Annotated in this window: 25 protein-coding genes and 1 pseudogene; 8 read left to right on the plus strand and 18 right to left on the minus strand. The window is 38.8% G+C overall.

Annotated features, from left to right (window positions below; genetic code table 11):
• Positions 1 to 29: 29 nt before the first annotated feature.
• From EBF12_RS00245 to mqnP, 8 genes are read right to left on the minus strand one after another with little or no spacing between them, the layout of a single operon-like run.
• The gene (locus tag EBF12_RS00245) at positions 30 to 812 is read right to left on the minus strand and encodes a tRNA (5-methylaminomethyl-2-thiouridine)(34)-methyltransferase MnmD (RefSeq protein WP_121725864.1); all 783 of its coding nucleotides are present in this window, start codon (positions 810 to 812) and stop codon (positions 30 to 32) included.
• Between the two features lie 45 nt (positions 813 to 857).
• A complete protein-coding gene (locus EBF12_RS00250; RefSeq protein WP_244196262.1) occupies positions 858 to 2921 on the minus strand; it encodes an LTA synthase family protein in 2064 nt (687 codons plus the stop codon).
• Positions 2902 to 3555, minus strand: coding sequence for a hypothetical protein (locus EBF12_RS00255; RefSeq protein WP_121725865.1), 654 nt, complete (start codon positions 3553 to 3555; stop codon positions 2902 to 2904). The genes EBF12_RS00250 and EBF12_RS00255 overlap by 20 nt, the downstream gene beginning before the upstream one ends.
• Positions 3552 to 4772 carry a sialidase family protein gene (locus tag EBF12_RS00260; RefSeq protein WP_244196263.1) on the minus strand — a complete coding sequence of 407 codons (1221 nt, stop codon included), beginning with the start codon at positions 4770 to 4772 and terminating at the stop codon, positions 3552 to 3554. Before EBF12_RS00260 ends, EBF12_RS00255 begins: the two co-directional genes overlap by 4 nt.
• Positions 4773 to 4821: 49 nt before the next feature.
• Entirely contained in the window at positions 4822 to 6009 is a 1188-nt protein-coding gene (locus EBF12_RS00265) for a pyridoxal phosphate-dependent aminotransferase (RefSeq protein WP_121725866.1), read from the minus strand.
• 21 nt (positions 6010 to 6030) lie between these two features.
• Positions 6031 to 6558: a hypothetical protein gene (locus EBF12_RS00270; RefSeq protein ID WP_121725867.1), complete on the minus strand. Its 528-nt coding sequence runs from the start codon at positions 6556 to 6558 to the stop codon at positions 6031 to 6033.
• Complete coding sequence (locus tag EBF12_RS00275) at positions 6558 to 7121, minus strand: hypothetical protein (protein WP_121725868.1); 564 nt, start codon at positions 7119 to 7121, stop codon at positions 6558 to 6560. Before EBF12_RS00275 ends, EBF12_RS00270 begins: the two co-directional genes overlap by 1 nt.
• Positions 7111 to 8007 carry a menaquinone biosynthesis prenyltransferase MqnP gene (mqnP, locus tag EBF12_RS00280; RefSeq protein WP_121725869.1) on the minus strand — a complete coding sequence of 299 codons (897 nt, stop codon included), beginning with the start codon at positions 8005 to 8007 and terminating at the stop codon, positions 7111 to 7113. The genes EBF12_RS00275 and mqnP overlap by 11 nt, the downstream gene beginning before the upstream one ends.
• A 174-nt stretch (positions 8008 to 8181) precedes the next feature.
• Here mqnP and EBF12_RS00285 point away from each other — a divergent pair, with 174 nt between their 5' ends.
• From EBF12_RS00285 to EBF12_RS00320, 8 genes are read left to right on the plus strand one after another with little or no spacing between them, the layout of a single operon-like run.
• The gene (locus tag EBF12_RS00285) at positions 8182 to 8928 is read left to right on the plus strand and encodes a CvpA family protein (RefSeq protein ID WP_121725870.1); all 747 of its coding nucleotides are present in this window, start codon (positions 8182 to 8184) and stop codon (positions 8926 to 8928) included.
• A complete protein-coding gene (gene lysS / locus EBF12_RS00290) occupies positions 8929 to 10491 on the plus strand; it encodes a lysine--tRNA ligase (protein ID WP_121725871.1) in 1563 nt (520 codons plus the stop codon).
• Positions 10488 to 11738 carry a serine hydroxymethyltransferase gene (locus tag EBF12_RS00295; protein WP_121725872.1) on the plus strand — a complete coding sequence of 417 codons (1251 nt, stop codon included), beginning with the start codon at positions 10488 to 10490 and terminating at the stop codon, positions 11736 to 11738. Before lysS ends, EBF12_RS00295 begins: the two co-directional genes overlap by 4 nt.
• An 11-nt stretch (positions 11739 to 11749) precedes the next feature.
• The gene (locus tag EBF12_RS00300; protein ID WP_121725873.1) at positions 11750 to 12295 is read left to right on the plus strand and encodes a DUF1882 domain-containing protein; all 546 of its coding nucleotides are present in this window, start codon (positions 11750 to 11752) and stop codon (positions 12293 to 12295) included.
• A 22-nt stretch (positions 12296 to 12317) separates the two neighbouring features.
• Positions 12318 to 13265 (plus strand): SPOR domain-containing protein, encoded by a 948-nt coding sequence (locus EBF12_RS00305; protein WP_121725874.1) that lies wholly within the window; start codon positions 12318 to 12320, stop codon positions 13263 to 13265.
• A gap of 3 nt (positions 13266 to 13268) precedes the next feature.
• Positions 13269 to 14225, plus strand: coding sequence for a Gfo/Idh/MocA family oxidoreductase (locus EBF12_RS00310; RefSeq protein ID WP_121725875.1), 957 nt, complete (start codon positions 13269 to 13271; stop codon positions 14223 to 14225).
• Positions 14226 to 14795 (plus strand): acyltransferase, encoded by a 570-nt coding sequence (locus EBF12_RS00315; protein WP_121725876.1) that lies wholly within the window; start codon positions 14226 to 14228, stop codon positions 14793 to 14795.
• Between the two features lies 1 nt (position 14796).
• Complete coding sequence (locus tag EBF12_RS00320; RefSeq protein WP_121725877.1) at positions 14797 to 16053, plus strand: nucleotide sugar dehydrogenase; 1257 nt, start codon at positions 14797 to 14799, stop codon at positions 16051 to 16053.
• On the opposite strand, the gene EBF12_RS00325 is transcribed toward EBF12_RS00320, so the two are convergent.
• The 10 genes and pseudogenes from EBF12_RS00325 to htpX form a co-directional block, all read right to left on the minus strand.
• Positions 16028 to 17359, minus strand: coding sequence for a ComEC/Rec2 family competence protein (locus EBF12_RS00325; protein ID WP_244196265.1), 1332 nt, complete (start codon positions 17357 to 17359; stop codon positions 16028 to 16030). The two genes, EBF12_RS00320 and EBF12_RS00325, sit on opposite strands and share 26 nt — an antisense overlap.
• 3 nt (positions 17360 to 17362) lie before the next feature.
• Complete coding sequence (locus EBF12_RS00330; RefSeq protein WP_121725879.1) at positions 17363 to 18844, minus strand: replicative DNA helicase; 1482 nt, start codon at positions 18842 to 18844, stop codon at positions 17363 to 17365.
• A gap of 59 nt (positions 18845 to 18903) precedes the next feature.
• Positions 18904 to 20130, minus strand: coding sequence for a sensor histidine kinase (locus EBF12_RS00335; RefSeq protein ID WP_121725880.1), 1227 nt, complete (start codon positions 20128 to 20130; stop codon positions 18904 to 18906).
• Between the two features lies 1 nt (position 20131).
• Positions 20132 to 20821 (minus strand): response regulator transcription factor, encoded by a 690-nt coding sequence (locus tag EBF12_RS00340; RefSeq protein WP_121725881.1) that lies wholly within the window; start codon positions 20819 to 20821, stop codon positions 20132 to 20134.
• 411 nt (positions 20822 to 21232) lie between these two features.
• Positions 21233 to 21658 (minus strand): DUF1104 domain-containing protein, encoded by a 426-nt coding sequence (locus EBF12_RS00345; protein ID WP_121725882.1) that lies wholly within the window; start codon positions 21656 to 21658, stop codon positions 21233 to 21235.
• A gap of 65 nt (positions 21659 to 21723) precedes the next feature.
• On the minus strand, positions 21724 to 22506 hold the full coding sequence (locus EBF12_RS00350; protein WP_121725883.1) for a TSUP family transporter: 783 nt from the start codon (positions 22504 to 22506) through the stop codon (positions 21724 to 21726).
• A 153-nt stretch (positions 22507 to 22659) separates the two neighbouring features.
• On the minus strand, positions 22660 to 23820 hold the full coding sequence (locus EBF12_RS00355; RefSeq protein WP_121725884.1) for a porin family protein: 1161 nt from the start codon (positions 23818 to 23820) through the stop codon (positions 22660 to 22662).
• 174 nt (positions 23821 to 23994) lie between these two features.
• A complete protein-coding gene (folE, locus tag EBF12_RS00360; protein ID WP_121725885.1) occupies positions 23995 to 24573 on the minus strand; it encodes a GTP cyclohydrolase I FolE in 579 nt (192 codons plus the stop codon).
• 143 nt (positions 24574 to 24716) lie between these two features.
• Positions 24717 to 24995, minus strand: a pseudogene (locus EBF12_RS11505) (hypothetical protein); the annotation flags it as partial.
• Between the two features lie 37 nt (positions 24996 to 25032).
• On the minus strand, positions 25033 to 25960 hold a 928-nt coding region (htpX, locus tag EBF12_RS00370; protein WP_244196266.1), incomplete at its 5' end, for a zinc metalloprotease HtpX.

Here is a 25960-nt window from a genome sequence, read left to right on the forward strand (position 1 = left end):
CGAGGCACTCTCTATACTAAATTGCGATTTTATTTTATCTCCTTAAGTTTTTCTAAATTCAAAGATTCTTTGCTTATAAGGCTACTTCCACGAACATTATTTGCCTTATAGTCATATACTCTAAATCCCGCATTTATGGCGTTTTCACGCACTGCCCTGCTTTGGGAATAAGTGGTGATAATGCCCTGTGGGTGTAAAAGATGATAAAGCAAGGCAAAATATTCCTTGCTCCATAGAGTTGGATTTTTCTTAGGGCTAAAGGCATCTTGAAAAATAATGTGAAACTCACCGCATAAATCCCGCTTAAGATTTTCCAAAAACACAAGTGTATCGCCTTTATAAAGATAAATCTCAAATTCCATATCGCCTATTTTCCCATCATATTGACTGACTTGCCTAGCAGATTCAAAATGCTCTAACATCTCATTAAGTTGCAAAACATCGCTCATATATGGCGGATAGGTGAGATTATGAAGCATTTTAAAGACACTCTCATCTTTTTCTGGCGAGTATATCTTCACCTTGCATGCAAATGGCACTCCTAGAATCTGCCCTCGTGTAAGCGTGCTTAAAAGTGCCAAGGTGTTATAGCCTAAGCCAAAGCATATATCAAGCACATATAGAGCATTTGGCAAAGCCTCTAAAGTATCGCCATAATGCGTTTTGCAATGCCACAAAGAGGGATAGATATGTTTATACAAGCTCTCATTCAATGCCCCATCTTTCAAGCTATGATAACACTCATCAAATTCCGCATTATACGCACTCATAGAGCCATCGGCACTTTGACGAAAACTTATCATATTCTCCATTTTTTAAATCCATTAAATCCACTCAACCCATTTAGCTTAGCTTGATTACTTGGCTTTCTTCTCATTTTTAACTTCATAGCCATTTTTTAGAATCCACCAGCTCAATGCCGTGGCTTGTTCCAGTCGCTTATAAAGAGATTTTGCCAATTCTTTATCGTTATATTGAGCCGTGCCTTCATTAAAATACTCTATCTCGCCATCTTTATTAGCAATAAACCTATCCGTAGCGATGGCAAAATAGCCCAATGCACTATTTTTTTCACTCAATGCCATATTCTCATTGCTCGCAAGTGGTGTGCCAAAGCTATGGTATGTATAGCCATTTGGTGCGATAAGCTCTACAATACTTGGTGTTATATCAATGTGAGAGCCGATATTTGCGAGCTTTTTTATCTCCAGTGTTGGAGAGTAGATAATAAGTGGAATGGTATTATTTGCCTTAAGCATCGCACCTACTTTTGGATACTCTCTATCATAATGATCACCTGTTATCACAAACAAGGAATTAGGCAAGATTTTTGAAACTTCCTCAATAAAGCGAGTAATCATCTTATCCTGATACCAAATATGCCCTATAAGACGAGGATTCTTCTCTTTGTAGTGTGATGACTTGGCAAAAAATCGCTCAATTTCTTTTAAAGGGACATTAAACTGCTCCAAAGGCACATCATAGGGCGGGTGATTGGAAGTTGTAAGAATCATATTAAAGCTTGGCTTGTTGCGTTCTTTAAAGGTATTGTCCCGCACAAGTGCAAAAAGATGATGGTCATACGCTCCCCACAAGCCTTCATAGGGTGCAGAGTAGCCATTAAGCTTTGCATTTTCAATAATCTGGGTATTGTAATAAATCTTTTCAAAGCCCTGTGTAGCAGTGTATTGGTCTAGCTTTTGCCAAATCCCACTCCCACCATAATAAAAGTTATTTTGATAACCCAAATTTTTCATAATATAACCCGGAGCGGTTACAAAAGGCTCTAAAGTGCCAAGCAAGGAATTCACCGGTATTTCAGTTTGGAAAAGCCCTGTAAGATGCACATCCATACTTTTAATCGTAGAACCAGCATTTTCTAAAAACACGCCAATTTTTACGCCGTGTTTATCCTTAAGAAGCGATTTTAGCCCAGAAGTCAGTCCAATCTCATCAAAATATTCATCAAAATGCCATTCACTCAAAGATTCAGCTACGATATAAAACACATATTCTATATTTTGCCCTGTGCTATTAGTTACTTTCTTTTCTAGCAAATCTTTAAGATTATATTGTGTCTGTTTTGAATCTAGCTCAAAATACTCCTCCACAACTTCAAGTGGATCTTGCGTAGTATAATCGCTAAAGCGTGAGTTTGAAATCCTCGCATACCCACGATACACCAAATATAAATCCCTAAACGCACCCGGTGAGGCTTTACGCAAAAAAGTATTTTCAACAGGCTTTAAGGCTTGGTCTAAGCTTATACCCTTAAAACTAAAAGCAGAATTAATGGAAATCATCATAAAAAATGCAAAAAAGATAAAAAGAATAAAAGTTGCTAGAGCCGATTCTCTGCGTGTAGAGCGAGAGCGAATGGAGCTTAGTGGGTCTTTGCCATATTCTCGTGTAATTTTCCCAGAGATTCTTGTATATACCCACATAAACACAAAGCTAAGAAAAAGCCAAAGTAGCACTTTTGAAGTAATACCATACTGCCCACTTATGCCTGTATGGAAAATTGCCTTCTGGTCATCAAAAATAAGTCCTAGCAAATTTGCATTAAACACATCATTATAAATTTGATAAAAAACAATCTCTGCAATACCTATAAATAAACTCAAAACAACAACAATCAACGCATAAATCCATAATATAAACCAACGAAACTCCGTCCAAAAAAATAATAATCCAAGCACAAAATACGCAAGGCTTAGTCCTGCGATATGCCTTGAATCATAACGCAACCCATTAAAAAAAGTATTGACATATTCCATATAGCTTTTAACTTCCCCGATAGCCCCGTGATGTACGCCACTATACAGCACAAAGCTAAGCTTCATTACAAAAAACAAAACAAACAAAAATAACGCAAATACAATTGATTTGACAAGAAGTTTTTCAAGCCACTTTCTTTCCATTTCTCGCTCCAACACAGATTCTATACCCAAAGCAAAAGCCTCGCCACAACGCTACCATAATACACAAAGTCCATAAAAATGGGTCAATGCAATACTCCCAAATACTCATCTGCCCTAGAATCTGTATTTTGTAAGCAATGATACAAAGGATTATCCCCCAACCTGTGAGAGTGCTTAAGCCATAGGATATAATGGATATTACGCATAAAATAAAAAGCGTTATTCTAAACTCTAAATGGTAAATATCCACAAAACCATAGCCCAAGATTCCAAAGTATAGAAAAATTCCAAGCACAATCCACACATACTGCACGCTTGGAGGGAAAAATGACTTATCCCAAAAACCCTGCTTTATATCAACACAACCATCTATATAAAACTTCATCAAATAATATAAACATAGCAATATAAGCATCATACTTGGCACATCAAACAACGCATAAGCATAATTTTTTAAGCTCCATTCCATAAAGGGTATATTAAAGATAAGAATCCACACTCCACCAATGCCCAATAAAGCTTTTTTTGAGCTAAAAAAATGAGATAAAAAGCTAAGCTTAGAACAACACCACACAATTCCCGCAAGAGTGATGATATTTAGCCCAATACTTATGGCAAGATTGACAGCATTCACTTTTGCCCTCCTTGTGTAGCATAATTTTTCAATACTGCTTTTGGTATCAATGCAACACGAATATGCAAACGCCCATAAGTGTAAGCAACCGCGATAAACTCATCGCCCACAGCCACGCTTGGATAAGACACTTCATTATCAAGGAGTGTATCTAGCTTCAACACAGGCTCAAAGCTCACAGATTCTGAATCTAAGCTTTTTTGATTAAGAGACATAATCCACAGCTCCTCGCGTTTATTGCCACTTTTCCTTTGTGTTTGATTATGAAGCAAATAGATAGAATCTAGGCTCGTAAAAAGCACGGAAGAAAAATCAAAGCTTTGCAAATTGCTCCGCTTTGGGCTTTGACAAAACTCATCGCACAATGATGTGAAAAGCACATTATCATAAGCTTTGTGATTGCGATATACCCCAAAAACAGTGTGCGAATCTAATGCGATAAAGCTAGGCTGAAGCTGTGAGTGAATATTTAAGGGCTTTATTATAGAATCTAGCTCTAATGTGGAGCTAAAATCAAGCAGGAGTGGATATTTCCTTGCAAGCTCGTGATAAATTGGCAAGATAAATCCGCCATCTTCTTTAAGCATTGGCGGGGTGCGGACAAGATGAGAAAAGTTTAAAAATGGGCTTAAATGTAGCTCCCTAACAAAGCTAAGATTTTGCAATGTAGAATCTAAACACAGCCAATATATCTTACTTGTCGCCCAACCACCTAAGCTCACTCCCACAACAAACAAATGCACACGATTTTGCCTATCCACAAAAGTGATAGGATTGCCTAGCTTTTTGATAAATTTTCCACTAAGTTGTGAAAGTTTTTGTGCATCTAAAAGATGATGTGGCTCACTCCAAGTGCCAAGATTCTCACTCTTACTTTCATTACCCAAAGCCTTGCTATCATTAAAAGTAAAAAAGCTTTGATAAATCCCCACATCTCTAGCTCCCTCTCTGCTCCCTGCAAAATATAGTAACATAAAATCCTTATCACTCACAGAGCGGATATTTGTAATTGCACTTGCGTGAGCTGAAGCTTGAGCATTTGGAATATCAAAATAAGTTATAGAATCTAAGGTGTGTGTGGGCAGATGTGAAGCAAAGGATTCTTCATTCTCTAATCTTAGGGAAGAGATGAGTGTATGCTCGCTTAAATCAAGTGTCGTTTTTGGGCTTTCATCAGTGGCTATGCACCACCAAGCACACAAAAGCAAAACACTCACAAAAGCTATGCTTTTTCTTATCCCCATCTCTTTAAACTACCCAAAGGAATTAAAGCAGTGTTTTAACAAACTTAGCAATACGCGATACTCCCTCTTCAAGCTGCTCTAAAGAACACGCAAAAGAAAGTCGCACAAAGCCCTCCATACCAAAAGCACAGCCCGGCACTAACGCCACACACTGCTCTTTTAGCAATGCTTGACAAAAGCTCATAGAATCTGCTCCATACTGAGGCAGGGCAGAGATATTGACAAATAAGTAAAACGCACCCTGTGGAGCAATAACGCTAAGATTTTGAATATTATTAATCGCATCACACGCAAACCGCATACGCTCTTCAAATGCCACTCGCATTTCTTCAATATCATTATCTGCTTCGCCCTTAAGAGCTATTATAGAAGCTTTTTGCGTAATGGAGTTAATATTTGAAGTGCATTGACTTTGGAGATTATCCATAAGTTTGACAAGCTTTTTATCCTTACACGCAAGATAGCCCATACGCCACCCCGTCATTGCTACTGACTTGCTTAGACCATTAATAGTAATCGTGCGCTCACACATATCTTGGCTAATTGCCGCAGCAGAAGTGAATTTCACGCCATAAATAAGCTTCTCATACATCTCATCACTTACAACCCATACATTTGTATCTTTTAGCACCTCTGCAAGTGCCTCTAGCTCCTCTTTGGTATAAACCATACCTGTTGGATTAGAAGGAGTGTTAAGCACAAATATTTTTGTTTTTGGGGTGATGGCTTGTTGTAACTGCTTTGGCGTTATTTTAAAATTACTCTCCTGTGTTGTCTCAACAAAAACAGGCTTTCCACCGCTGAAGGTTACAAGCTCTGGGTAAGTAACCCAATAAGGCGAAGGGATAATCACTTCATCACCAGAATCAATCAAAGCCTGAAATACATTAAAAAGCGAGTGTTTTGCACCATTGCTAACAAGAATCTCATTCTTTTCATATGCTAATCCATTCTCACGCAAAAACTTATTTTGAATAGCCTCACGCAGCTCCACAATCCCAGCTACGGCTGTATATTTTGTAAAACCACTCTTTAATGCCCTAATGGCTTCATCTTTTATCACCTCTGGTGTGTCAAAATCCGGCTCACCTGCTGAAAAACTCAAAACATCTTGCCCTTGAGCCTTTAGCTCCTGTGCTAGTGTGCTTATGGCGATTGTCGTAGATTCTTGAAGTAGCTCTACTCGTTTGGCATATGTGTGATTTTTCATTTGTTTCTCCTTTGTATGGATTTATTCCTTAATATCTGCAAGTTTGATGGTAAATTCTATCTCACCCTTGCTTAAACGCATCTCTTTTGCAATCGCATCTATACTCCACCCATCGCGAAACATTCCTAAAATGCGTTTTTGGTCTATATTTGTGCTTGAGCTTGGGAAGTAGCCAAACTCGCGGATTTTCTCTTCTAAGCTTACAAGCTTCTCTTCAATATATGAACGCTCTTTATTAAATTGTGCTTCTAAAATCTCAATCTGCCGATATACGCTCACAAGCGAATTATTAACCGCATCAGCAGATTCTGTTTTGATTTTGGTATTCAACGCTGTGGAGCTTAGCTGACTTTCAAGCTCACTATCTTTAATCCACTTATGAATCTTAAAAATCTCTCCATTAATATCCTCCATACCCTTTTCAAATCGGCGCATGCGTTTATGAATCTCCAAAGAGCGACTATAACTCAAAAAGGCTATCAAACACACAATTGCTATGGATATAAGCGAAAATATCATCGCCATACTACTCATTGAAACTCCAAACATCACTCCACTCCTTTTACTACACTTTTAGAATCCAAAATCATTAGCCGCTCCATTTGTGCCACAAAACTATCAAAATCCCCAACATCACCTTGATGAATCTGCGTAAAAACGACAATCTTTTCATCAATGGAATGTGCAAAGATTCCAATATGGCGTTTTGGGAATGCAGGTAAAAATATCCGCAAATAATACTCCTGTCCCCTTTCAAATACGCTCTCTGGCATACACAGCACACTATGCCCCACAAAGTTTGCAATCCCCTCTGCACCCAAAGGCACATAGGCAAAGCTTTTATTCAGCAGAATCTGCTCAATATTTTCCACCTTTTGGTATAACTCCACAAGCAGCTCAAGCAGGACTTCATCGGTGTCTTCTAGGCGATTTTTAGATTTATTTTTATTCAACCACTGCGTAATAGAACCATAACGATGTTGGGAAAGTGCAACAAACTCCTTTTTATATGCACTAAGATTCTCTTCTGCTTTTGCAAAAGCCACTTCAAGCTCACAAGGCACTATACGCGTTTGTATGCCATGAGCTTGTAATATTTCTTTAATATCCATACATTACTCCCACACAATCCACTAAAATACACACAAAAAACATAATGCCCAAATATCCATTTGTAACAAAAAATGCCTTTGGAATATTGCTTAAATGCACGCTTACAAGATACTGCTCATAGCATAACATTAAAGCCCCCACTCCCACACCTATCCACGCAACCACACCCAAATGTGCCTCATACACAAAATATGCCCAAAAAGCCACCGCCAAGATATGACACAAACGCGAAATCCACAATGTCGCCTTAAGTCCAAAATAAGCGGGTATAGAGTGGAGATTTTTAGCCTTATCAAAGTCCATATCCTGAATAGAATATAATAAATCAAACCCAGCCACCCAAAACAACACGCCAAGAGAGAGTAAAACACTCCACAAAGGCACTTCTCCCATAACGGCAATAACCCCAGCAATAGGAGCTAACCCTAAGCATACTCCAAGCACCCAATGAGCTATGGCACTCAAACGCTTTGTGTAAGAATAAAACGCCAAAATCATCAAAAATGGCACACTCAAATAAAATGCAAGATTGTTAATCAAATACGACACTGCCACAAAAAGCAGTGCATTTATGATGTTAAAGGCAATAAGTGCGGATAGTTTAATGCGTCCATCAACGCTTGGTCGCTTACTTGTGCGGAGATTCTGCACATCAATATCCCTATCTTTGAAACGATTAAAGCCCATTGCAAAATTCCTAGCAGTTATCAATGCCAAAACACAAAGCCCAAATGTCTCCCAGCCACACCACGCAACTCCATACTGCTGCATACTCGCTACAACCATCGCAATAAGAATAAAACTGCTTGAAAAAATAGTATGTTCAAAGGCGACAAGTTCGCTGAAATTTTTAATCTGTTTGCCTAAATTCTGCAATGCACTCATTATGCAAGTTCCTTGATTTTTGCTCTCAATTTTATTATTTTTAAGGGTAAAAAAAGCAGGATTCTAAAATACCTTACCAAAAAATAAGCTAAAACTCTTGCAAAATAACGCAAAATCGTTTAATATATCGCCTTTAAAGCCCAAATGAAATATTTTTATTAAGGATTTTAGATTATGGATAAACTAAGTTATATAGACATAGGAATTATTGTTTTGCTTGTTTTACTCTCTCTTAGGGGGATATGGCAAGGAGTCATACGAGGCTTGACAAGTTTTTTAGGTATTTTATTTGGGATATTTTTCGCCTCAAGATTCTATAGTGGGCTTGGAGAGTGGTTTGCACAAAATGTCTATGATCTCAATACGCCAGAGCTTAACTCTCTTGTGGGCTTTGTCATTATCATTACGCTGATTTGGGCAGGATTCTTGCTTGTCGGAGAAATTTTGTTCCGTATGGTGCGATTTACGCCATTAGCTGGGATTGATAAGGCTTTTGGACTACTTTTTGGATTCTGCAAGGCTTTTTTACTTCTATCAATCATCGTCTTTGGAATCTCGCAAATCGCTTGGCTCAAAAACTTCTCGCAAAATGTTGAAAAAAATAGCTCTATTTTTCCTATGATGAAAAATCTCTCCATAAAAATTATGAATCTTGAGCAGATTCAGGAGGTAAAAGAGAATCTTAACCTTGATGGAACACTTGATAATACCATTGATGATGTCAAAAGTGAGCTTGACAAAGCCCAAGAGGATTTAAACCAAGTTATCAAAAGAGCTCAACAAGAAACTTTCAAAGATGTGGAAGAGCTTTTGCAAGAAGCAACCAAACTACAAGAGATGAAATCAAAGCGTGAAGATTCTAGCAAAGATTCTAATGATGTATCCACGCAAAACACACCTACACAGACAGAAAGGCTATAGATGTTTTCTAACTTTTATATTCAACAGCGTATTAAAAAAATGCAGCTTATGCGTGAAGAGGGCTTAAATCCTTATTCCAACGATGCACAACGCACTATAAGTAATAATGATTTTTTACAAAAATATGCCCATCTTACAGCTCAAGATTCTACACATACAGACTCTCAATCCACAGAATCCGCTCCTAAAGAATCTATTGTAGGACGAGTGCGTTTTATCCGTCTAATGGGCAAAGCTTGTTTTATTAAGATTCAAGATGAGAGTGGGATACTTCAAGCTTATGTTTCAAAAAATGACATAGGCGAAGACTTTGCGTATATTAAGAAGATTCTAGAAGTGGGAGATATTATCAATATATCAGGCTATGCGTTTGTAACCAAAACCGGTGAGCTTAGCATTCACGCACTTAGCTTTAAGATTTTAAGTAAAAGCATTGTGCCACTACCTGAGAAATTCCACGGGTTAAGCGACATAGAGCTGCGTTATCGCCAACGCTATGTGGATTTAATTGTCAATGAAGATGTGAGAGAGACTTTTAAATTGCGAAGCAAAATCATCTCGTGTGTGCGGCAGTTTTTTGAGAAAAAAGGGTTCTTAGAAGTAGAAACACCTATGCTACACCCAATTCCCGGCGGTGCAAATGCGCGTCCCTTTATCACTCATCACAACGCACTTGATGTAGAGCGATATTTGCGTATTGCTCCAGAGCTTTATCTTAAGCGACTTATTGTTGGTGGATTTGAGGCAATCTTTGAGCTTAATCGTAATTTTCGCAATGAAGGAATGGACCACTCACACAACCCAGAATTTAGTATGATTGAATTTTATTGGGCATATAAAACTTATGAAGACCTTATCACGCTCACACAAGAGCTTTTTACATATCTTTTAGAAAAGCTTAATCTTCCGCAGATTCTAGAGCATAATGACACACATATTGATTTTACAAAATGGCATATTTTAAGCTACAAGGAAGCTTTGGAAACTATAGGTGGTTTGGAGAAAAATGTCATTGAAGATAAGGCATTATTACTCAAAACACTTCAAGAAAGGCATATCAAGGTTGATAGCTCTTTTAGCTATGGAAAGCTCTTGGGCGAGGCATTTGATGAGTTTGTGGAACATAAGCTTATTAATCCTACTTTTATTACACAATACCCTATTGATATTAGTCCGCTTGCAAGACGCAATGATGAGAATCCGGACATTGCTGATAGATTTGAGCTTTTTATCGGCGGCAAAGAGATAGCAAACGGATTTAGTGAGCTTAATGACCCACTTGACCAACTTGAACGCTTTAAAGAGCAGGTTAAAGCAAAAGATGCCGGAGATGAAGAAGCACAATATATGGATGAAGACTATGTGTGGGCTTTAGCACACGGAATGCCACCAACTGCGGGTGAAGGCATAGGAATCGACCGCTTAGTTATGCTTTTAAGCAATGTAAAAAGCATTAAAGATGTGATTTTATTCCCCGCATTAAAGCCAAGTAAAACAAATTTTGATATAATGCCGAGCGATAACGCCACCCAAACAGACCAAACAAACAAGGAGAAGCAATGAGCTACGCGATAAAAGAGCAAGATTTTGAAATTTATGAACTCATAGAAAAAGAGCTTGAGAGACAAAATGATCATTTGGAGATGATAGCGAGTGAAAACTTCACATTCCCTAGTGTTATGGAGGCTATGGGTAGCATTTTAACCAACAAATATGCTGAGGGCTACCCTTTTAAACGCTATTATGGTGGTTGTGAGTTTGTGGATAAGATTGAAGAAATTGCCATTAATAGAGCAAAACAACTTTTTGGTGTAAGCTTTGCCAATGTCCAGCCTCATTCAGGCTCACAAGCCAATGCTGCTGTGTATGCCGCACTCCTTAAACCTTATGATAAGATTTTAGGAATGGATTTGAGCCACGGCGGACATCTCACGCACGGAGCGAAAGTCAGCACCTCCGGGCAACTTTATCAAAGCTTTTTTTATGGGGTTGAGCTTGATGGCTATATTGATTATGACAAACTCGCATTTCAAGCTCAAACAATCAAGCCAAATATCCTTGTATGTGGATTTTCAGCCTATACTCGTGAGCTTGATTTTAAGCGGTTGCGTGAGATTGCAGATTCTGTTGGTGCTTTACTTATGGGTGATGTGGCTCATATAGCTGGGCTTGTAGTGGCTGGAGAGTATCCAAATCCTTTTCCACATTGCCATATCGTTACGACAACAACACACAAAACACTGCGAGGACCACGCGGAGGAGCTATTCTAACAAATGATGAAGAGCTGATAACAAAGATTAATAAAGCTGTATTTCCCGGGATTCAGGGCGGACCACTTATGCATGTTATCGCAGGTAAAGCAGTTGGATTTAAAGAGAATCTAAAGCCTGAATGGAAAGTGTATGCTAAACAAGTCAAGGCAAATATCCAAGCATTAGCTAAGATTCTTATTCAACGCAATTATAATCTCGTAAGCGGTGGAACTGAAAATCACCTTGTGCTTATGAGCTTCCTTAATAACGACTTTAGCGGTAAAGATGCAGATTTAGCACTTGGGAATGCAGGGATAACGGTGAATAAAAACACCGTCCCGGGTGAAACACGCTCTCCTTTTGTTACAAGCGGTATAAGGATTGGGTCTCCAGCCCTTACAGCAAGGGATATGAAGGAAAAGGAATTTGAGCAGATTGGCAAGTGGATTGCTGATATTCTTGATGATATTGCCAATGTTGATTTGCAGCATAAAATCAAAAAAGAAATTAAAGACTTTTCACGAGATTTTAGAATCTATGAGCGACCAATTTTTTAGGGGGGTAGATTGTGACTGAAATGGATCTGAAACTGATAAAAATGGATACTTCCCATTATTATCAGCGTGTCAGCGGATTGGGGACAAAGGTAAGTCATATGGGGAGAATTCTCTATGACAAATATGAGCGAGTAGATTCTATGCTAACTTCTATGCTTATTAATAAGCATTTTCGTAGAGAAATTACAATCGCTCACTCACTTTTACTCGGTAGAGGCACAAAGGTAGAGAATATCGTCTTTGACTATAATGGACGCAATCCAGAGAGATTCTATCATCGTGCGCAGCTGCTTTTACGGGAGGAAGGCTTTTTGAACTTTACTGCCTTTTCTACCAAAACTCCCGGGCACTTACATCTTTATATACATAAAGGGCATACCGAACTTGGTGAAGGGAAACGACTGATAAAAACTCTTTCTATGAAGTTAGCACAGCATTGTCCAAAAGAATGGAGAGTATTTCCAAATGATGAAATGCCCCCGCATTTTAATATCCTGTGTTTGCCTTATGATGTTTATGCAAAAGAGCGTGGAGCATCGTGGGCAAGACATATGTAACTAAATCAATTAAGGAGCAAAGATGGAAACAAAACGAGAATTGAATGATATTTTAATCAACGATGATGACTTACAAAAACAAAATCGCACCAAAAAATTGATGATGATGATTGGTATGGCGATTATCTTTTTGTGTATTTTAATTGCTGTGATTTTTGTTATCACGCGTGATGAAGAGGATCTTGGCGAACAAACCATAGCAAACAACAACGGCTTAACCCCAATAGAATCTACCCCTATCCAAGAGCCTCAAAAGAGTGAGTTTGAGAATGTGCCTCTTGACAAAAATGCGGGTAATGATGATAGATTCCAGCAGATTCTTGATGATATTCGCAGTCGCGATCCTAAAAATCCAGCGGCACAAAGCACATCAACGCAATCTCCTAGCATACCACCACTTGCCACACCTGCAACGCAAGATCCTAAATCGGCTCAAAAACCAACACAACAGCAACCAAGCACCAAAATAACTCAAACTACGCAGAATCGGCCTGTATTACCAACCAATCCAGCAACGCCAAAAAAACAAGAACCGGTTAAAGTAGCACAAACAACAGGCACTACAGCCCCAGCCAATACAAATGCAACCAAAAAGCCAGAAGTAGCCAAACCTACCCCTACACCTAGCCAAGCACCAAAGCCAGAGCCGAGCAAACCAGCCCAAGCGACAGGTAGTGTTGCCAATGCTTTTGAAGGGGTAGCTACACCGCGTATGGACACTTCAAAAAATGGTCAAGTCGCTGAAAAAGGCTTCTATGTGCAAGTTGGTTCTTTTGCAAACAAGCCAAGTGAAGAATTTTTGAAAAAAATCAGCAACTACAGCTACCGAGTCTATGCAGGAACATCAAGTAATGGACAATCAACTACAAAATATCTTATCGGTCCATACAATTCACGCACAGAAGCAGGTAGAAATTTGCCAAATTTCAAAAGCCTTGTAGCTGACCCTGTGCATTTTGAAGTTAAATAATGTATGATTAAAAATCCTAGCAAAACCTTTGGATTAATCGGTGTGGGCGGCTTTGTCGCTCCACGACATCTTCAAGCCATTAAGCAAAATAATGGCTCTCTTCTTTGTGCGATTGACAAGCACGATTCTGTAGGAATCTTAGATAGTTACTTTCCACAGGCTGATTTTTTTACTGAATCTGAAAGATTTGAACGCTACCTTGATAAACTTAAACGCAATAACACGCCACTTGATTATCTTAGTATCTGCTCCCCAAATCATCTTCACGATACGCATATCCGTCTTGCCCTGCGTAATGATGCTTCAGCAATTTGCGAGAAGCCCCTTGTGCTAAATCCGTGGAATCTAGACGCACTCTCACAAGCCCAAAATGAAACAAATAAGCATATTTATAGCATTTTACAACTTCGCTTACACCCAAGTATTCTTGCACTTAAAACACGCATAGAACAATCAAGTAAAAATTGTGTACTTGATATTGATTTGAGCTACATTACCGCTAGAGGTAAGTGGTATTTCCACTCGTGGAAGGGCGAAGAGAGCAAAAGCGGTGGGGTTGCAACTAATATTGGGGTGCATTTTTTTGATATGCTACTTTGGATTTTTGGTGATGTGCAACAAAATATTGTGCATTATCGTAATCATTCCAGTGTAAGTGGAATCTTGGTGCTACAAAAGGCAAGGGTGCGATGGTTTTTATCCATTGATGAAAATCTTTTGCCACAGCATATAAAAGAGCAAGGCAAAAGAGTGTATCGCTCCTTGTCTTTACAAGGTGAAGAATTTACCTTTAGCGATGGATTTAATGACCTTCACACACTAAGTTACACTAAGATTTTAAATAATGAAGGTTTTAGCTGTGAAGATTCAAGAAAGGCTATTGAGCTTACTTATCATATTAGAAACGCTACTCCCATTGGATTACAGGGCGATTATCACCCTTTAAATAAAAGGCTTTAAATGGCTATTTTTATCCACGAAAGCAGTATAATTGATGAGAATGTCATCATTGGTGAGGGCAGTAAGATTTGGCATTTTTGCCATATTCTTAGTGGCAGTGTGATTGGCAAAAATTGCTCTTTTGGGCAAAATTGTATGGTAGGCAAAAATGTCATTATTGGTAATAATCTCAAAGCCCAAAATAATATCAGCATATATGAAGGGGTGAGAATCTGCGATGATGTTTTTTTGGGACCAAGTGTAGTTTTTACAAATGTTATTAATCCCCGCTCATTTATCTCGCGTAAAGATAGCTTTTACCCCACATTGATTAAACGCGGAGTTTCTATTGGAGCAAATGCAACAATCATTTGCGGTGTGGAAATTGGCGAATACGCACTCATTGGTGCAGGAAGTGTGGTAACAAAAAATGTGCCAGATTTTGCCCTATATGTAGGCAATCCTGCAAGGCAAATCGCGTGGGTAGATAAGGCAGGAAATAGGCTTCACTTTAATGCGGAAAATCTCGCCTATGATAGCTATGATAACACCGCTTATCGCCTTTATAACAATAGAATCTTCAAGGTATGAAATGCCTATTCCCACACTCCAAAACGCACATATTGCTATTATTGGCTTGGGCTATGTGGGTTTGCCTTTAGCTGTGGCTTTCAGCAAGGCTTATCCCACTATCGGCTTTGATATAGATAAATCGCGGATTGATGAGCTAGATTCTGCTTTTGATAGCACACAACAGGTAAGCAGCCAAGATTTACAAAACTGCACAAATCTTAGTTTCACTCACAAGCTTTCTCAAATCACAAAGGCAAATATTTATATTATTTGTGTGCCTACACCTATTACAGAGAATAAAACACCAAATCTCTCCGCCTTGCTTCACGCAAGTGAGCTTGTAGGCAAGGTTTTACAAAAAGGTAATATCGTTATTTATGAATCTACCACCTACCCTACCTGCACGGAAAATGAATGCAAAAACGCCTTAGAAAAAAGCTCAAATCTAGTTTTCAACACTGATTTTTACCTTGGCTACTCGCCTGAACGCATTAATCCAAGCGATAGCTCCCATACACTCACGCAGATTCAAAAAATCACTTCAGGCAGCACACAAGAGGTAGCCACTTTCATTGACAGCCTTTATGGCTCAATTATCACAGCTGGGACTTTTTGCGTCTCATCAATCAAAACGGCTGAAATGACAAAAATCATAGAAAATGCTCAACGCGATTTAAACATTGCATTCATCAATGAAATGTATATGATTTGTGATGTATTGCAGATTGACGCTTTAGAAGTGCTTGAAGCGGCAAAAACAAAATGGAATTTTCTCCCTTTCACACCCGGACTTGTTGGGGGGCATTGCATAAGTGTAGATCCCTACTATCTCACACATAAGCTTAATAGCATTGGTTATCACCCACAAGTGATTAGCTCTGGGCGATTGATTAATGATACTATGCCACATTTTATAGCACATAAAATAATCAAGCTTATGCTACAAAGCGACATTGAGATTCTCAATGCAAAAGTGTTAATCCTTGGCATTACCTTTAAGCAAAATTGCCCCGATATACGAAATTCCAAAGTCCCTATTGTCAAAAAAGAGCTAGAATCTTTTGGCGTAAGAGTAAGTGTGTATGACCCTATGGCAGACAAACAAGAGGTGCAAAAAATGTATCATATCTCACTTTTAGATGAGCTTCCTTTAGCCTATTTTGACTGCATTTTTCTAGCCGTAGCTCACGATAAGCTACTCTGTCTTAATCGCAAAAAGTTAGGCAAAGTAAAATCTGTATATTACACACTCACATCTCATAAACTAGATTCATAAACCGCATACATAAAAAGATGAAAAAGCTCCCACCCACGCAGTGTAAAGCTATATAAGCCACCCTAAAACGCATAGCCAAAACACACAATAACAAAAAAGCTACCAAAAGCCAAGTAGGCGTATAAAACTCAATAGAATCTAGCTCTAATCCCATAGCCCATTGCAACAAAACATCACATAGCCCACCAAAGCCCAAAATATGAGCCACAAGCATACAAGGAAAAAAGATCACAAAAAGCAGGCTTAAAGGAATACTAAAAAGATTTAAAGGTGTAAAATAAGGGAAAGACCAATGCACTAAGATAAGCATATCAAGGAAAATAAGCGTGTTAAACCACAAAGGCAAAAAGAGAAATTTTTTCAAAATCCCACCTTCTTGCCACTCAAACTTGCTAAACTTTATAAACAAATAGATAAAAAACACTCCGCTAATAGATAGCCCAAACCCTACGCTAAAAATTAAACGCGGAAATAAAGCCAAGCACAAAGCCACAGCCACAAAAAGCAGCCTAAAGCTCAGTAATTTTATCCCACTAAAAATAGCTACAAATGCACACACACTCATCACATACGCACGCAGAAATGATGGAGAAAAATCAAGCACAAACAAATAAACAAGTAGCACCGCACAAAGCAAGATTCCAATATCAAAATACTTATTGCGATAACTCACAAATCTATGAAACCTCCCATACACAAAGCCCAAAAGCCCACCAACCACAAGACTTAAGATTCCAAGATGAAAGCCACTAATGGCAATAAGATGTGCCACTCCTAGCTTATTACTCAAATCCCTCCAAATATGGGGCAAAAAATCTGCCAAAAAGAGCGTTTTATACAAAGAAGCAATAAGCGGCTCATTATGTTGAGCTTCTATATATACCCTAAAACTCCGCCTATAATCAGAATCTGCCAAAAGGCTAATGCGATAGGAGACAAAAAAACAGCTTTTTAAATACTCCACAAAGGAGCATTCAAGCCTTTTACCATAGATTCTCACAAACCTATGACTAATGTCCCTAATATCCTCCTTGCTTGTTGTATAGAAAATCTCGCCCTTGTTGCTTTTAAGTTTTAAAACTTGATAGCTTGAATCATTCTTATGCTTTGTGTATTGAGCAATGACTTGAGCATAAATCTCTTGAGTATCTTGTGGGGCGATATAAGCACGATATGCACTATATTCTAAAAGCATATTCCCTACAAAAAGAGCCAAACACAATCCCACAAATGCCAAAAACTCCCTTTTTGTATGTAGAATCTCCACTGCCAAAGGAGAATGTGTAGAGTGAGCTTTTCTATTCACTTTTTAAAAAACATTAGGTATATCAAAATTAGAATCTGTGGAGCTTTGAGATGATGTGCTTTTTTCCACACCTTGCAAAAAATCCACACCATCAATACGCGTTTGTGTCATCTCGTGGCTGTTTTCTTCAGGTTTATCCTCAAAACGCGTGAATTTTTTATTAAACCGAATCTCCACATTGCCAATCTCACCATTGCGATTTTTAGCGATAATAATCTCGGCTGGTTCAACCTCACGCTCGGTATGCTCGGGCTTAAAGTCCTTTTCCTTACCCTCTTTTTTAAATTTTGCATATCGCTCCTTATCTGCCCTTCTAGCATACACATCATCACGATACAAAAACAAAATCACATCAGCATCTTGCTCTATTGCTCCAGAATCTCGCAAATCCGAAAGAATAGGACGCTTATCATCGCGAGATTCTACAAGGCGATTGAGCTGAGAAAGGGCGATAATAGGCATTGAAAGCTCCCGTGCTAACATCTTCAGTCCGCGTGAAATTTCGGATACTTCAGCTTGTTTGCCAAGCTCCCCCTTGCCACCATTCATAAGCTGCAAATAATCAATGATAGCCACGCTAATTTCAGGGTATTGTTTTTTAAGCCTACGCAGCCGCCCTTTGAGTTGAGCAATACTAAGAGATGAGGTATCTACAATCTGCAAAGGCTGACTTGCTAGTTTATCCACCACTCTACTTAGCTCACTTATCTCATTTTCAGTAAGATTTGCTCTGCGGAGATTCTGCAAAGGGATTGATGCCTTTGCACTTAGCATTCTCATACCTAGCTGCAAATATGGCATCTCAAGGCTAAAAATCACAACGCCCTTATTGTTATCTAAAATATGTTGAGCAAGATTGAGCACAAAAGTAGTCTTTCCCATAGATGGACGCGCACCTATGATAATCAAATCACCATCATTAAAGCCTGTGGTAAAGTGATTAAGCTTTTTAAAGCCTGTATCAAGCCCGGTTACAATGAGATTACCACGATTTTTAAGCTCTATAATGTAATCCATCACACCATTAGCAACTTGCTGTGCATCATACACATCATCATTTGCTTTTCCCAAACTCATATCACTTAGCTTTTTACTCACTTCATCAACAATTTCTTCCACACTTTGATTATTATCAAGCGATTTTTCACGCAAAAGATTAGCCAAAGAGTGCATTTCACGCTTAATACTCGCCTCTTTTATCTCATTAATATACGCTTCAATATTAGCAATAGGATTAATAGCTTGAATCTCAAGTAGCTCCTCTTGCGTGATTTTCTTATTTGCAGGTTTTTTAGCAAGGATAAATTCACTATCAATAGGCAGATTCTCTTTATTCAAAACCTCACACATTGCAAAAATATCCCTATGCACAGGGTGTAAAAAATCCCTTGGGCTTAGCTCCGCGGCAATCTCTTCAAACTTTTCAGGCGAGAAAAAAATAGATGAAAGCACAATTTTTTCAATCATAATAATCGTTTCTTGCATACACAATCCTTATCAATTTGAATGCGAGAATCCTACACTTTTTTGAATTAAAAAGTGTTTTATTTTCTACCTTCTTGCTTCCATATTAAAGTAAAACAACTTCCCTTACCTTGTTCGCTCTGCACTTCTATATTTATGCCATATTCATCGCAGATTCTCTTAATAAGCGTTAGCCCTATGCCAAAGCCCCCTTGATAGTCATTGCACCGCACATATCGCTCAAAGATTCTTTCCTTATCAGAATCTGCCATACCACAGCCGCTATCGCTAATGCTTAAAACCCCTTCTTTTAGGCTTATATCAATCTCACCGCCCTTTTTATTGTATTTAATAGCATTGCTTAAAAGATTATCAAGCACACAGCTCATCTTTTCCGCACTTGCAAAAATATAGCTCGGCGTAATGGTGCTTTGCAGTTGCAAAGCTTTTTGCTCAAAAAATGGCGAGAAATACTCTAATCGCTCCTGCAGCAAAATATGCAAGGCAAGATTCTCACACTTATGATTTATGCTATGAGGGAAGTTATATGCCACTAAGATTTTATAAATATGACTGAGACTTTTAGAAGCAAGTTTAATACGCTCTATCTTTTGGGATTGTGCAGGGGTGAGATTATCAAGTGGAAGTGTCTCAATACTCATTAGAATAATGCTTAAAGGTGTATTTATCTCGTGAGTAGAATCTTTAATAAACGCATTCAAAGCATTGATCCGCTGCTGCATAGGCTTCAAAGAGAGCTTGACTAAAAAATACGCCACCACACCCACGCCAAAAAGTGAAAGCAAAAAATACGCAATCATCTTAAGGCGTAAAAAAAACATTTGAGATTCCAAAGAAGTATCTTGTATAAAAATTTTATATCTCGCATTATCGCGGTATTTTGATACAAGATTCTTCTTACTCTTATGGGCTTTTGGAATCTTCTCGTGCATTGAAGGTTCAATAATCACATAGTCCCCACGCATAGCAAAACCCTCTTCTATCTCGCTTTGGGTAAGCTCTACTTGCAAAGTATCATATATCACCACGCTTTTTTTATTGTAGATTCTAAGCGGTGTGCTTATCTCGCTTTGAATCTGAGCGAGTCCAGCTTTTACATCATCTTTATTGTTATGTAAAATCTCATACACCTCAAGGCTTATCTCACGCAGCTCACTCACTTGCTGTGCTACCAAATGCCGCACTTCCTTGGCATAAGAAAACCAAAAAAACACGCATAAAAAAATGCCTGTTGTCCCCAAATATAGACTTAGAATCTTAATGATACTCTTTGCATTCTCACTCATTCTACTCCACATTTGACCTATTTTCATTATAGCAATACCCCCTGCCACGCTGATTAACAATACTATCCTTGCCTAGAATCTTACGCAGATTCTTCACATACGCACGCAAACTCATTTCACTTGGCTCTTGCTCGTATTCCCACAAAGTGCTAAAAATCATCTCTTGGGAGACATAGCCCCCCTTATGTTGCAAAAGCAGTGAGAGCAAAAGGCTCTCTTTTTGTGTCAAAGGCACAATGGCGTTATGCTCATCATAGAGCAGTTGCGTTAAGATTCCAAACTTCATACCATTATGCAGATTCACATATTCTGTATGCGTATGTGAAAAGGAGCGTTTGAGTAAAGTATGGATACGATATTGCAGCTCCAAAAGCTCAAAGGGTTTTTTAAGATAGTCATCACACCCAGCCTTATAGCCATTTTGCAAATCATCAATCCTATCAAGCGAAGTGATAAAAATGCTCGGCGTGTTCTTTCCGCATTCCCTAAGCTCTTTTAGTATATCAAATCCATTACCCAAAGGCACTTTCACATCAAAAAGCCATAAATCAAAATGCTGCTCATAAGCGTAGTTTAACGCATCTTTAGCATTATCACAAAGCTTCACATCATAGCCCTGCTCCTGTAAAAATTCCAATAGAATCTCACTTAGCACAAAGTCATCTTCTAGCAACAAAATCTTTGCAGACATCTTTTACTTCCTTTTTGCACTTTTGCTTTTTGTCACACTCTCGCACTCCACCATTGCAAGATTAACATATAACAATCCACAAGAATAGAATCTTTTGCCTTTTTCCTTGTTTTTTTGTCATACTGAGCGACAGCAAAGTATCTCTTTTTCAAGATTCTAAGTTTTTGTTTTTTTCATAAGGGGGATGGGCTTAAATTTGCAAGTGTGGATTATTGCTCCGCAAGAATGCAAACTCGCTCCCTCCCCCCTTATATAATCTCCCCTTGCCTTTGGGCGTTCGTGAGCGTGCCACTCACCCCCTACAACGCTTTAAGTGGAGGCACTTCGTGCGATTATTTTTACACGCTTAAAGATATACTTTAAGCGTAAGTTAGCCTTGCTACCTTTCATTATCATTGCAAGGCAAATTTTTTATTTCTTTTTTGGCTCACAATGCTTTGTATCCTTGCATTCACCCTTACACGCTTTTAAATGCTTGTGCTGTGGCAATCCACTCTCTTTTAGCTCTTTTTCACTCATCTTTTCCACACGCTTTTTCATTGCCTCGTGCGTAGCCCTCTTATACTCTCTATATTCCTTGACACTCATATTTTCAGTAGCCTTTTCATATTGAGCTTTGAGCTTTTCTCTAAAGTCTTTTGCCTCTTTTTCACTTTTAGCTTTCATTCGCTTTGCTATCTCAAGCTCATAGTCAGCAAACTCTTCAACCTTAACTATGCCAGAGAGTGAAATAAGCTCCTTATCACTTTTCTTGCTAAAATCCGCTGCATTCGCACACACTAGACTTCCAAAAGCCACAGCCAACACACCTATTTTCAATGTCCTTGTAAGTTTCATAAAAACTCCTTTTATGTTAGTTTATCCTTAAATGGATAGGCGAAGTTTATACTTTTAAAATGAAGTCAAAGTGAAGTGAAAAATTCTTTATACAATAGATTCACACAAGCCGCCAAAGACACGCACACCACAAGCGGTTTTATAATCTTCACTCCATAGCCAATAGCCACCCTTGAGCCTAAACTCGCCCCTGCAAACTGCCCCAACGCCATACATAAGCCAACAAGCCACAAAATATGCCCCCCAAAGGCAAAGACAAGCATTGAAGCAAGATTTGTAGCAAAATTAAAAAGTTTCGCATTTGCCAAAGCTTGAAGTAGCCCAAATCCCCCCAATGCAATAAGAGCAAGCATTAAAAACGAACCAGTCCCCGGACCAAAAAAGCCATCATAAAAGCCAATCATTCCTAGCACAAAGCCAAGCCCCACACTGCCTAGCACTGCTTTGCTAGAATCTTGCGTGATTTTTGGTGAAAATAGAAAGTAAAAAGCAAAAATAATGAGTAAAAACGGGATACATTTACGCAAAAAATCACTCTCAAAAAGCCCTACACACAAGCTCCCAAGCATAGAGCTAAGAAAAACCACACACACAAACCCCGCACTTCCTTTTAAATCAATATGCCCCCTTTTGTAAAAATGCAAGCTCGCCCCAAAGCTCCCAAAACAGCTTTGAAACTTATTTGTCCCTAGGGCTTGAAGCGGTGGGATTCCCACAAAGAGTAAAGCAGGGATAGTTATCATTCCACCCCCTCCAGCAATAGAATCTACAAATCCAGCCACAAATGCCGCTAAAATAAGAAAGCAAACCATACCTGCACTTATATCCATACCAAAATCAAATGCCATAGAAAAATCCTAAGAAAAAATGTGGGAAAAGCAGTATTATAAGCCTAAAGTGCTAAATATGATATGAAACTTTAAAATAAAAGGAAGTAAAACAAAAGATGTGAGAAAAAGCAAAAGGTGTCAAGCGACACCTTTTGAAGCACAATCAAAGGATTAGAAATCCCATTTGATTCTAGCAGCAGCGATAACACCTGTTTCTTTGCCACTAAATTTAGCATTCTCACTTGTTGTTGTTGTCACTGCATTCTTGTTAGTTTCTATCGTTTGATAGAAGCTTACTTGTGGAGCAAAAGTAAAGTTTGAGCTAACTTTGTAAGGAAGCTGAATAAACGCTGAATAGCCTTGAATAAAGCTATCTTTCGAATCACTTCCTGCTTGAGCTTTTTGCCCTTTTCCACCAAATGTCGCTTGATACCCAGCACCAACAATTAAGCTCATATCATCTGAAAGCTTTGTGCCAAACTCAGCTCTTGCACCAGCTCTTTGTGCGTCTAATCCAGCTACATCAAGCGTAGAATGCTGATAACCACCTGCACTTATTCTTGTGAGTTGCTCACCATAGAGATGCCCATTTTTACCATAATGTGCCATAAGTGATAGGAATGAGCTACCAAATGTAGGTTTATAACCTATCCAAGCGTGATATGCACTTGTCCCAGCAGGCACATTTTCTTGAATTGTGTTAGAATTGTAGTATTTATAAGTCGCTGCTACTTTAAAGGTAGGTTTGCCTTTATCATCATTGATGGTATAGCTTGCAGCGATACGAGGAGATTCTTGATTTGGTTTAGCTGCATTGCTACTTCTACCAGCACCTGTTTTATCTTCTACAAGCGCTAGGCTTAGTCCAGCTACATTATATTGAATCTGAATCTTTCTGCTTCCCGTAGCAATACCACCAAAGCCACTTGATCCATTGTCATTGTTGATAAAGTCATTTGTGAAGCCATTATCAATTGTTGGGGTATTTGTCTTACCAAAGAGGATTGTTCCAGCTGAAGTTGTATAAGATCCCCAATATTGTCTCCAACCTGTGCTTTGATCAGTGCCATCAACGCCCGGCTCTACTGCACCCCACTCTACATTAGCTTTAAACTTATCTTTTTGGAATTTCACACCAAATTGTGAGTTATTTTGAATCCCAATAAGGTATCCTGCATCAGCTCCAGCCTTGCCACTTTCGCCATAGCCTACATAACCACGGATTGATCCATAGATATCAACCTTTGTATCATCGTTATTATGCACTTCAAAAGCCATTGCTGGCAAGACAAGAAGAGCCGATAAAGCACTGCTTACAACTATCTTTTTCATAAAAACCTCCATTACGAGTTGTTTAAGATTATAGTTCAAGATTGAACTAGTGCCATTATCATTAGAAAATGTATAAAATGTCAAGGCTAAATGTAAAATTTATGTAAAATATGGGGAATATCTCCACAAATTGAGTATTTTTCTTTGAAAAAGTAGCGATCAGATACAATTCATTTAAGATTGATTCAAAAGCTGCATAAATTCTGCACGCGTTTTAAAATCTTTCTTAAATAGCCCACGCAACGCAGAAGTGATGATATGCGACTGCCTTTGTTTGCCCCGCATTTCAAGGCACAAATGCCTTGCCTCACATACTACCATTACACCCTTAGGGCTTAGCTCACTCATCAGTGCATTAGCAATTTGCGCTGTAAGCTGCTCTTGAATCTGCAAACGATGTGTAAAAACTTCCGCTAATCGTGCCAAGCCACTAATCCCCACAAGCTTAGAATCCGGAATATAACCTATGGATATAGAGCCAAAAAAAGGCAAAAGATGATGCTCACACATAGAGTAAAATGGCAGTTTTTTAAGCACTATCATCTCATCACACACGCCATCTTCAAAGACACTACCTAACGCCTCTTTGGGACTTTGAGCGTATCCATCTAGCATTTCTGCAAAGCTTTTAGCAATACGCTTAGGTGTGCCCTCTATCCCTTCTCGTTGTGAATCTTCCCCCACAAACGCGCATAAAGATTCAAAAAACGCCTTTGAGCTTTGCTCTAGGGCTTTATCTTGTGGTGTTTGCATTTGACACTCCTTTAAAAGTTAAAATGGATTAATGCGATGTGGCTGTAAGAATCTACTTGAGATTCTAGAATCTTGTCATTTTGAGCCTTTAAAAAAGGCGAAAAATCTCTTTTAGATTCTGTGCGAGATACTTCGCCTAAAGGCTCAGTATGACAAGGGATAGAATCTGCACCGCAAAGCTCAGTATGACAAGGGGTAGAATCTGCACCGCTAGAATCTTGGCATTCTAAGGATTGAGATGAGAAAACCAGCAAAGCGGTGCAAGGCGAAGCCACAGCAGGTTTCTTTAGTGAATTGGTGTTTTTGCGTGGGACGGGTTTGACTTCGTCTGCACCAAGTGAGCCAACAAGAAGCTTACTAGGCGTAAGTGCCGTAGTTGGCGAACGCAGAATCGCCGATTTATCACTCAATACTGAATGCCCTAAAAAATCGCCACAAGCTAAATGCCCTATACGCATTTCAAAATCTTTGCCCTAGCAATGATTTAATACGATTTTGTATGCTAGGGTGAGTGCTTAGAATCTCGCTTGTATCAAAAAGATACGCATTTGCACGCGTGGGGTTTGGCTCTATGTAAGTGTTTTGAGCATAATCTTGGCTAATCTTTTGTAACGCCCTAATCATCGGCTCACTATCTCTCATCAAATACGCCGCACCAGAATCTGCCATATACTCGCGGTTGCGAGAGATAAAAAGACTTAGCACCATTGTAAGCAAAGGCAAAATAAACTGCAACACAAGCAGGATATTCCTAGCCACACGCGCCCCTTGAGAATTTGAACCACTAAAATAAAAGGCAAAGATATTCACACCCAAAAGCATAATATTGCTTAAAATCCCCACACACATTGTAAGCCTTACATCGCCGTGCCGTATATGGCTTAGCTCGTGGGCGATGACAGCTTTTAGCTCATCTTCTTTTAGTCGCTCTAAAAGTGTGGAAGTGATAGCAATCATAGAGTTTTTTTCATTCCACCCACTTGCAAAGGCATTCATATATGGAGCTTCTATGATATATAACGCTGGTTCAAAAGGGCAATTTGCACTTCTAAGCAAATCGCTAAAAACACCATAGAGTGTGGATTCTCTGCGGGAAAGCACGAGATTTGGATTTATGCGTTTATACTCATTGCCACTTAGCATAATGCGTGAAAACTGCCCCACACTATACATTATCACGCCAAATGCCACAACGCCCATTATAAAAGTGATAAGGGGGAATTCCTGCAATGTGAGTAAGAGATAGAATCCATCCTGCAAACTCTCGCTATTTAGCCGAATAATATCCGCCAACAGCCCGATAAAAACAAAAATGGCAATATACACGCATAAAACAGCGTAGGTTTTAAGCTGATTTTGTCTAATAATGCGTTCAAAACGAGAATCC

Source organism: Helicobacter labetoulli (assembly GCF_003670275.1).
In the GTDB taxonomy this organism is placed as follows: domain Bacteria; phylum Campylobacterota; class Campylobacteria; order Campylobacterales; family Helicobacteraceae; genus Helicobacter_C; species Helicobacter_C labetoulli.

What these genes read in the sequence shown, in the direction of transcription:
- EBF12_RS00245 (WP_121725864.1), bottom strand. Translation starts at nt 812, where the DNA reads ATGGAGAATATGATAAGTTTTCGTCAAAGTGCCGATGGCTCTATGAGT.
- EBF12_RS00250 (WP_244196262.1), bottom strand. Translation starts at nt 2,921, where the DNA reads ATGGAAAGAAAGTGGCTTGAAAAACTTCTTGTCAAATCAATTGTATTT.
- EBF12_RS00265 (WP_121725866.1), bottom strand. Translation starts at nt 6,009, where the DNA reads ATGAAAAATCACACATATGCCAAACGAGTAGAGCTACTTCAAGAATCT.
- EBF12_RS00270 (WP_121725867.1), bottom strand. Translation starts at nt 6,558, where the DNA reads ATGTTTGGAGTTTCAATGAGTAGTATGGCGATGATATTTTCGCTTATA.
- EBF12_RS00275 (WP_121725868.1), bottom strand. Translation starts at nt 7,121, where the DNA reads ATGGATATTAAAGAAATATTACAAGCTCATGGCATACAAACGCGTATA.
- mqnP (WP_121725869.1), bottom strand. Translation starts at nt 8,007, where the DNA reads ATGAGTGCATTGCAGAATTTAGGCAAACAGATTAAAAATTTCAGCGAA.
- EBF12_RS00285 (WP_121725870.1), top strand. Translation starts at nt 8,182, where the DNA reads ATGGATAAACTAAGTTATATAGACATAGGAATTATTGTTTTGCTTGTT.
- lysS (WP_121725871.1), top strand. Translation starts at nt 8,929, where the DNA reads ATGTTTTCTAACTTTTATATTCAACAGCGTATTAAAAAAATGCAGCTT.
- EBF12_RS00295 (WP_121725872.1), top strand. Translation starts at nt 10,488, where the DNA reads ATGAGCTACGCGATAAAAGAGCAAGATTTTGAAATTTATGAACTCATA.
- EBF12_RS00305 (WP_121725874.1), top strand. Translation starts at nt 12,318, where the DNA reads ATGGAAACAAAACGAGAATTGAATGATATTTTAATCAACGATGATGAC.
- EBF12_RS00310 (WP_121725875.1), top strand. Translation starts at nt 13,269, where the DNA reads ATGATTAAAAATCCTAGCAAAACCTTTGGATTAATCGGTGTGGGCGGC.
- EBF12_RS00315 (WP_121725876.1), top strand. Translation starts at nt 14,226, where the DNA reads ATGGCTATTTTTATCCACGAAAGCAGTATAATTGATGAGAATGTCATC.
- EBF12_RS00320 (WP_121725877.1), top strand. Translation starts at nt 14,797, where the DNA reads ATGCCTATTCCCACACTCCAAAACGCACATATTGCTATTATTGGCTTG.
- EBF12_RS00330 (WP_121725879.1), bottom strand. Translation starts at nt 18,844, where the DNA reads ATGCAAGAAACGATTATTATGATTGAAAAAATTGTGCTTTCATCTATT.
- EBF12_RS00335 (WP_121725880.1), bottom strand. Translation starts at nt 20,130, where the DNA reads ATGAGTGAGAATGCAAAGAGTATCATTAAGATTCTAAGTCTATATTTG.
- EBF12_RS00340 (WP_121725881.1), bottom strand. Translation starts at nt 20,821, where the DNA reads ATGTCTGCAAAGATTTTGTTGCTAGAAGATGACTTTGTGCTAAGTGAG.
- EBF12_RS00345 (WP_121725882.1), bottom strand. Translation starts at nt 21,658, where the DNA reads ATGAAACTTACAAGGACATTGAAAATAGGTGTGTTGGCTGTGGCTTTT.
- EBF12_RS00350 (WP_121725883.1), bottom strand. Translation starts at nt 22,506, where the DNA reads ATGGCATTTGATTTTGGTATGGATATAAGTGCAGGTATGGTTTGCTTT.
- EBF12_RS00355 (WP_121725884.1), bottom strand. Translation starts at nt 23,820, where the DNA reads ATGAAAAAGATAGTTGTAAGCAGTGCTTTATCGGCTCTTCTTGTCTTG.
- folE (WP_121725885.1), bottom strand. Translation starts at nt 24,573, where the DNA reads ATGCAAACACCACAAGATAAAGCCCTAGAGCAAAGCTCAAAGGCGTTT.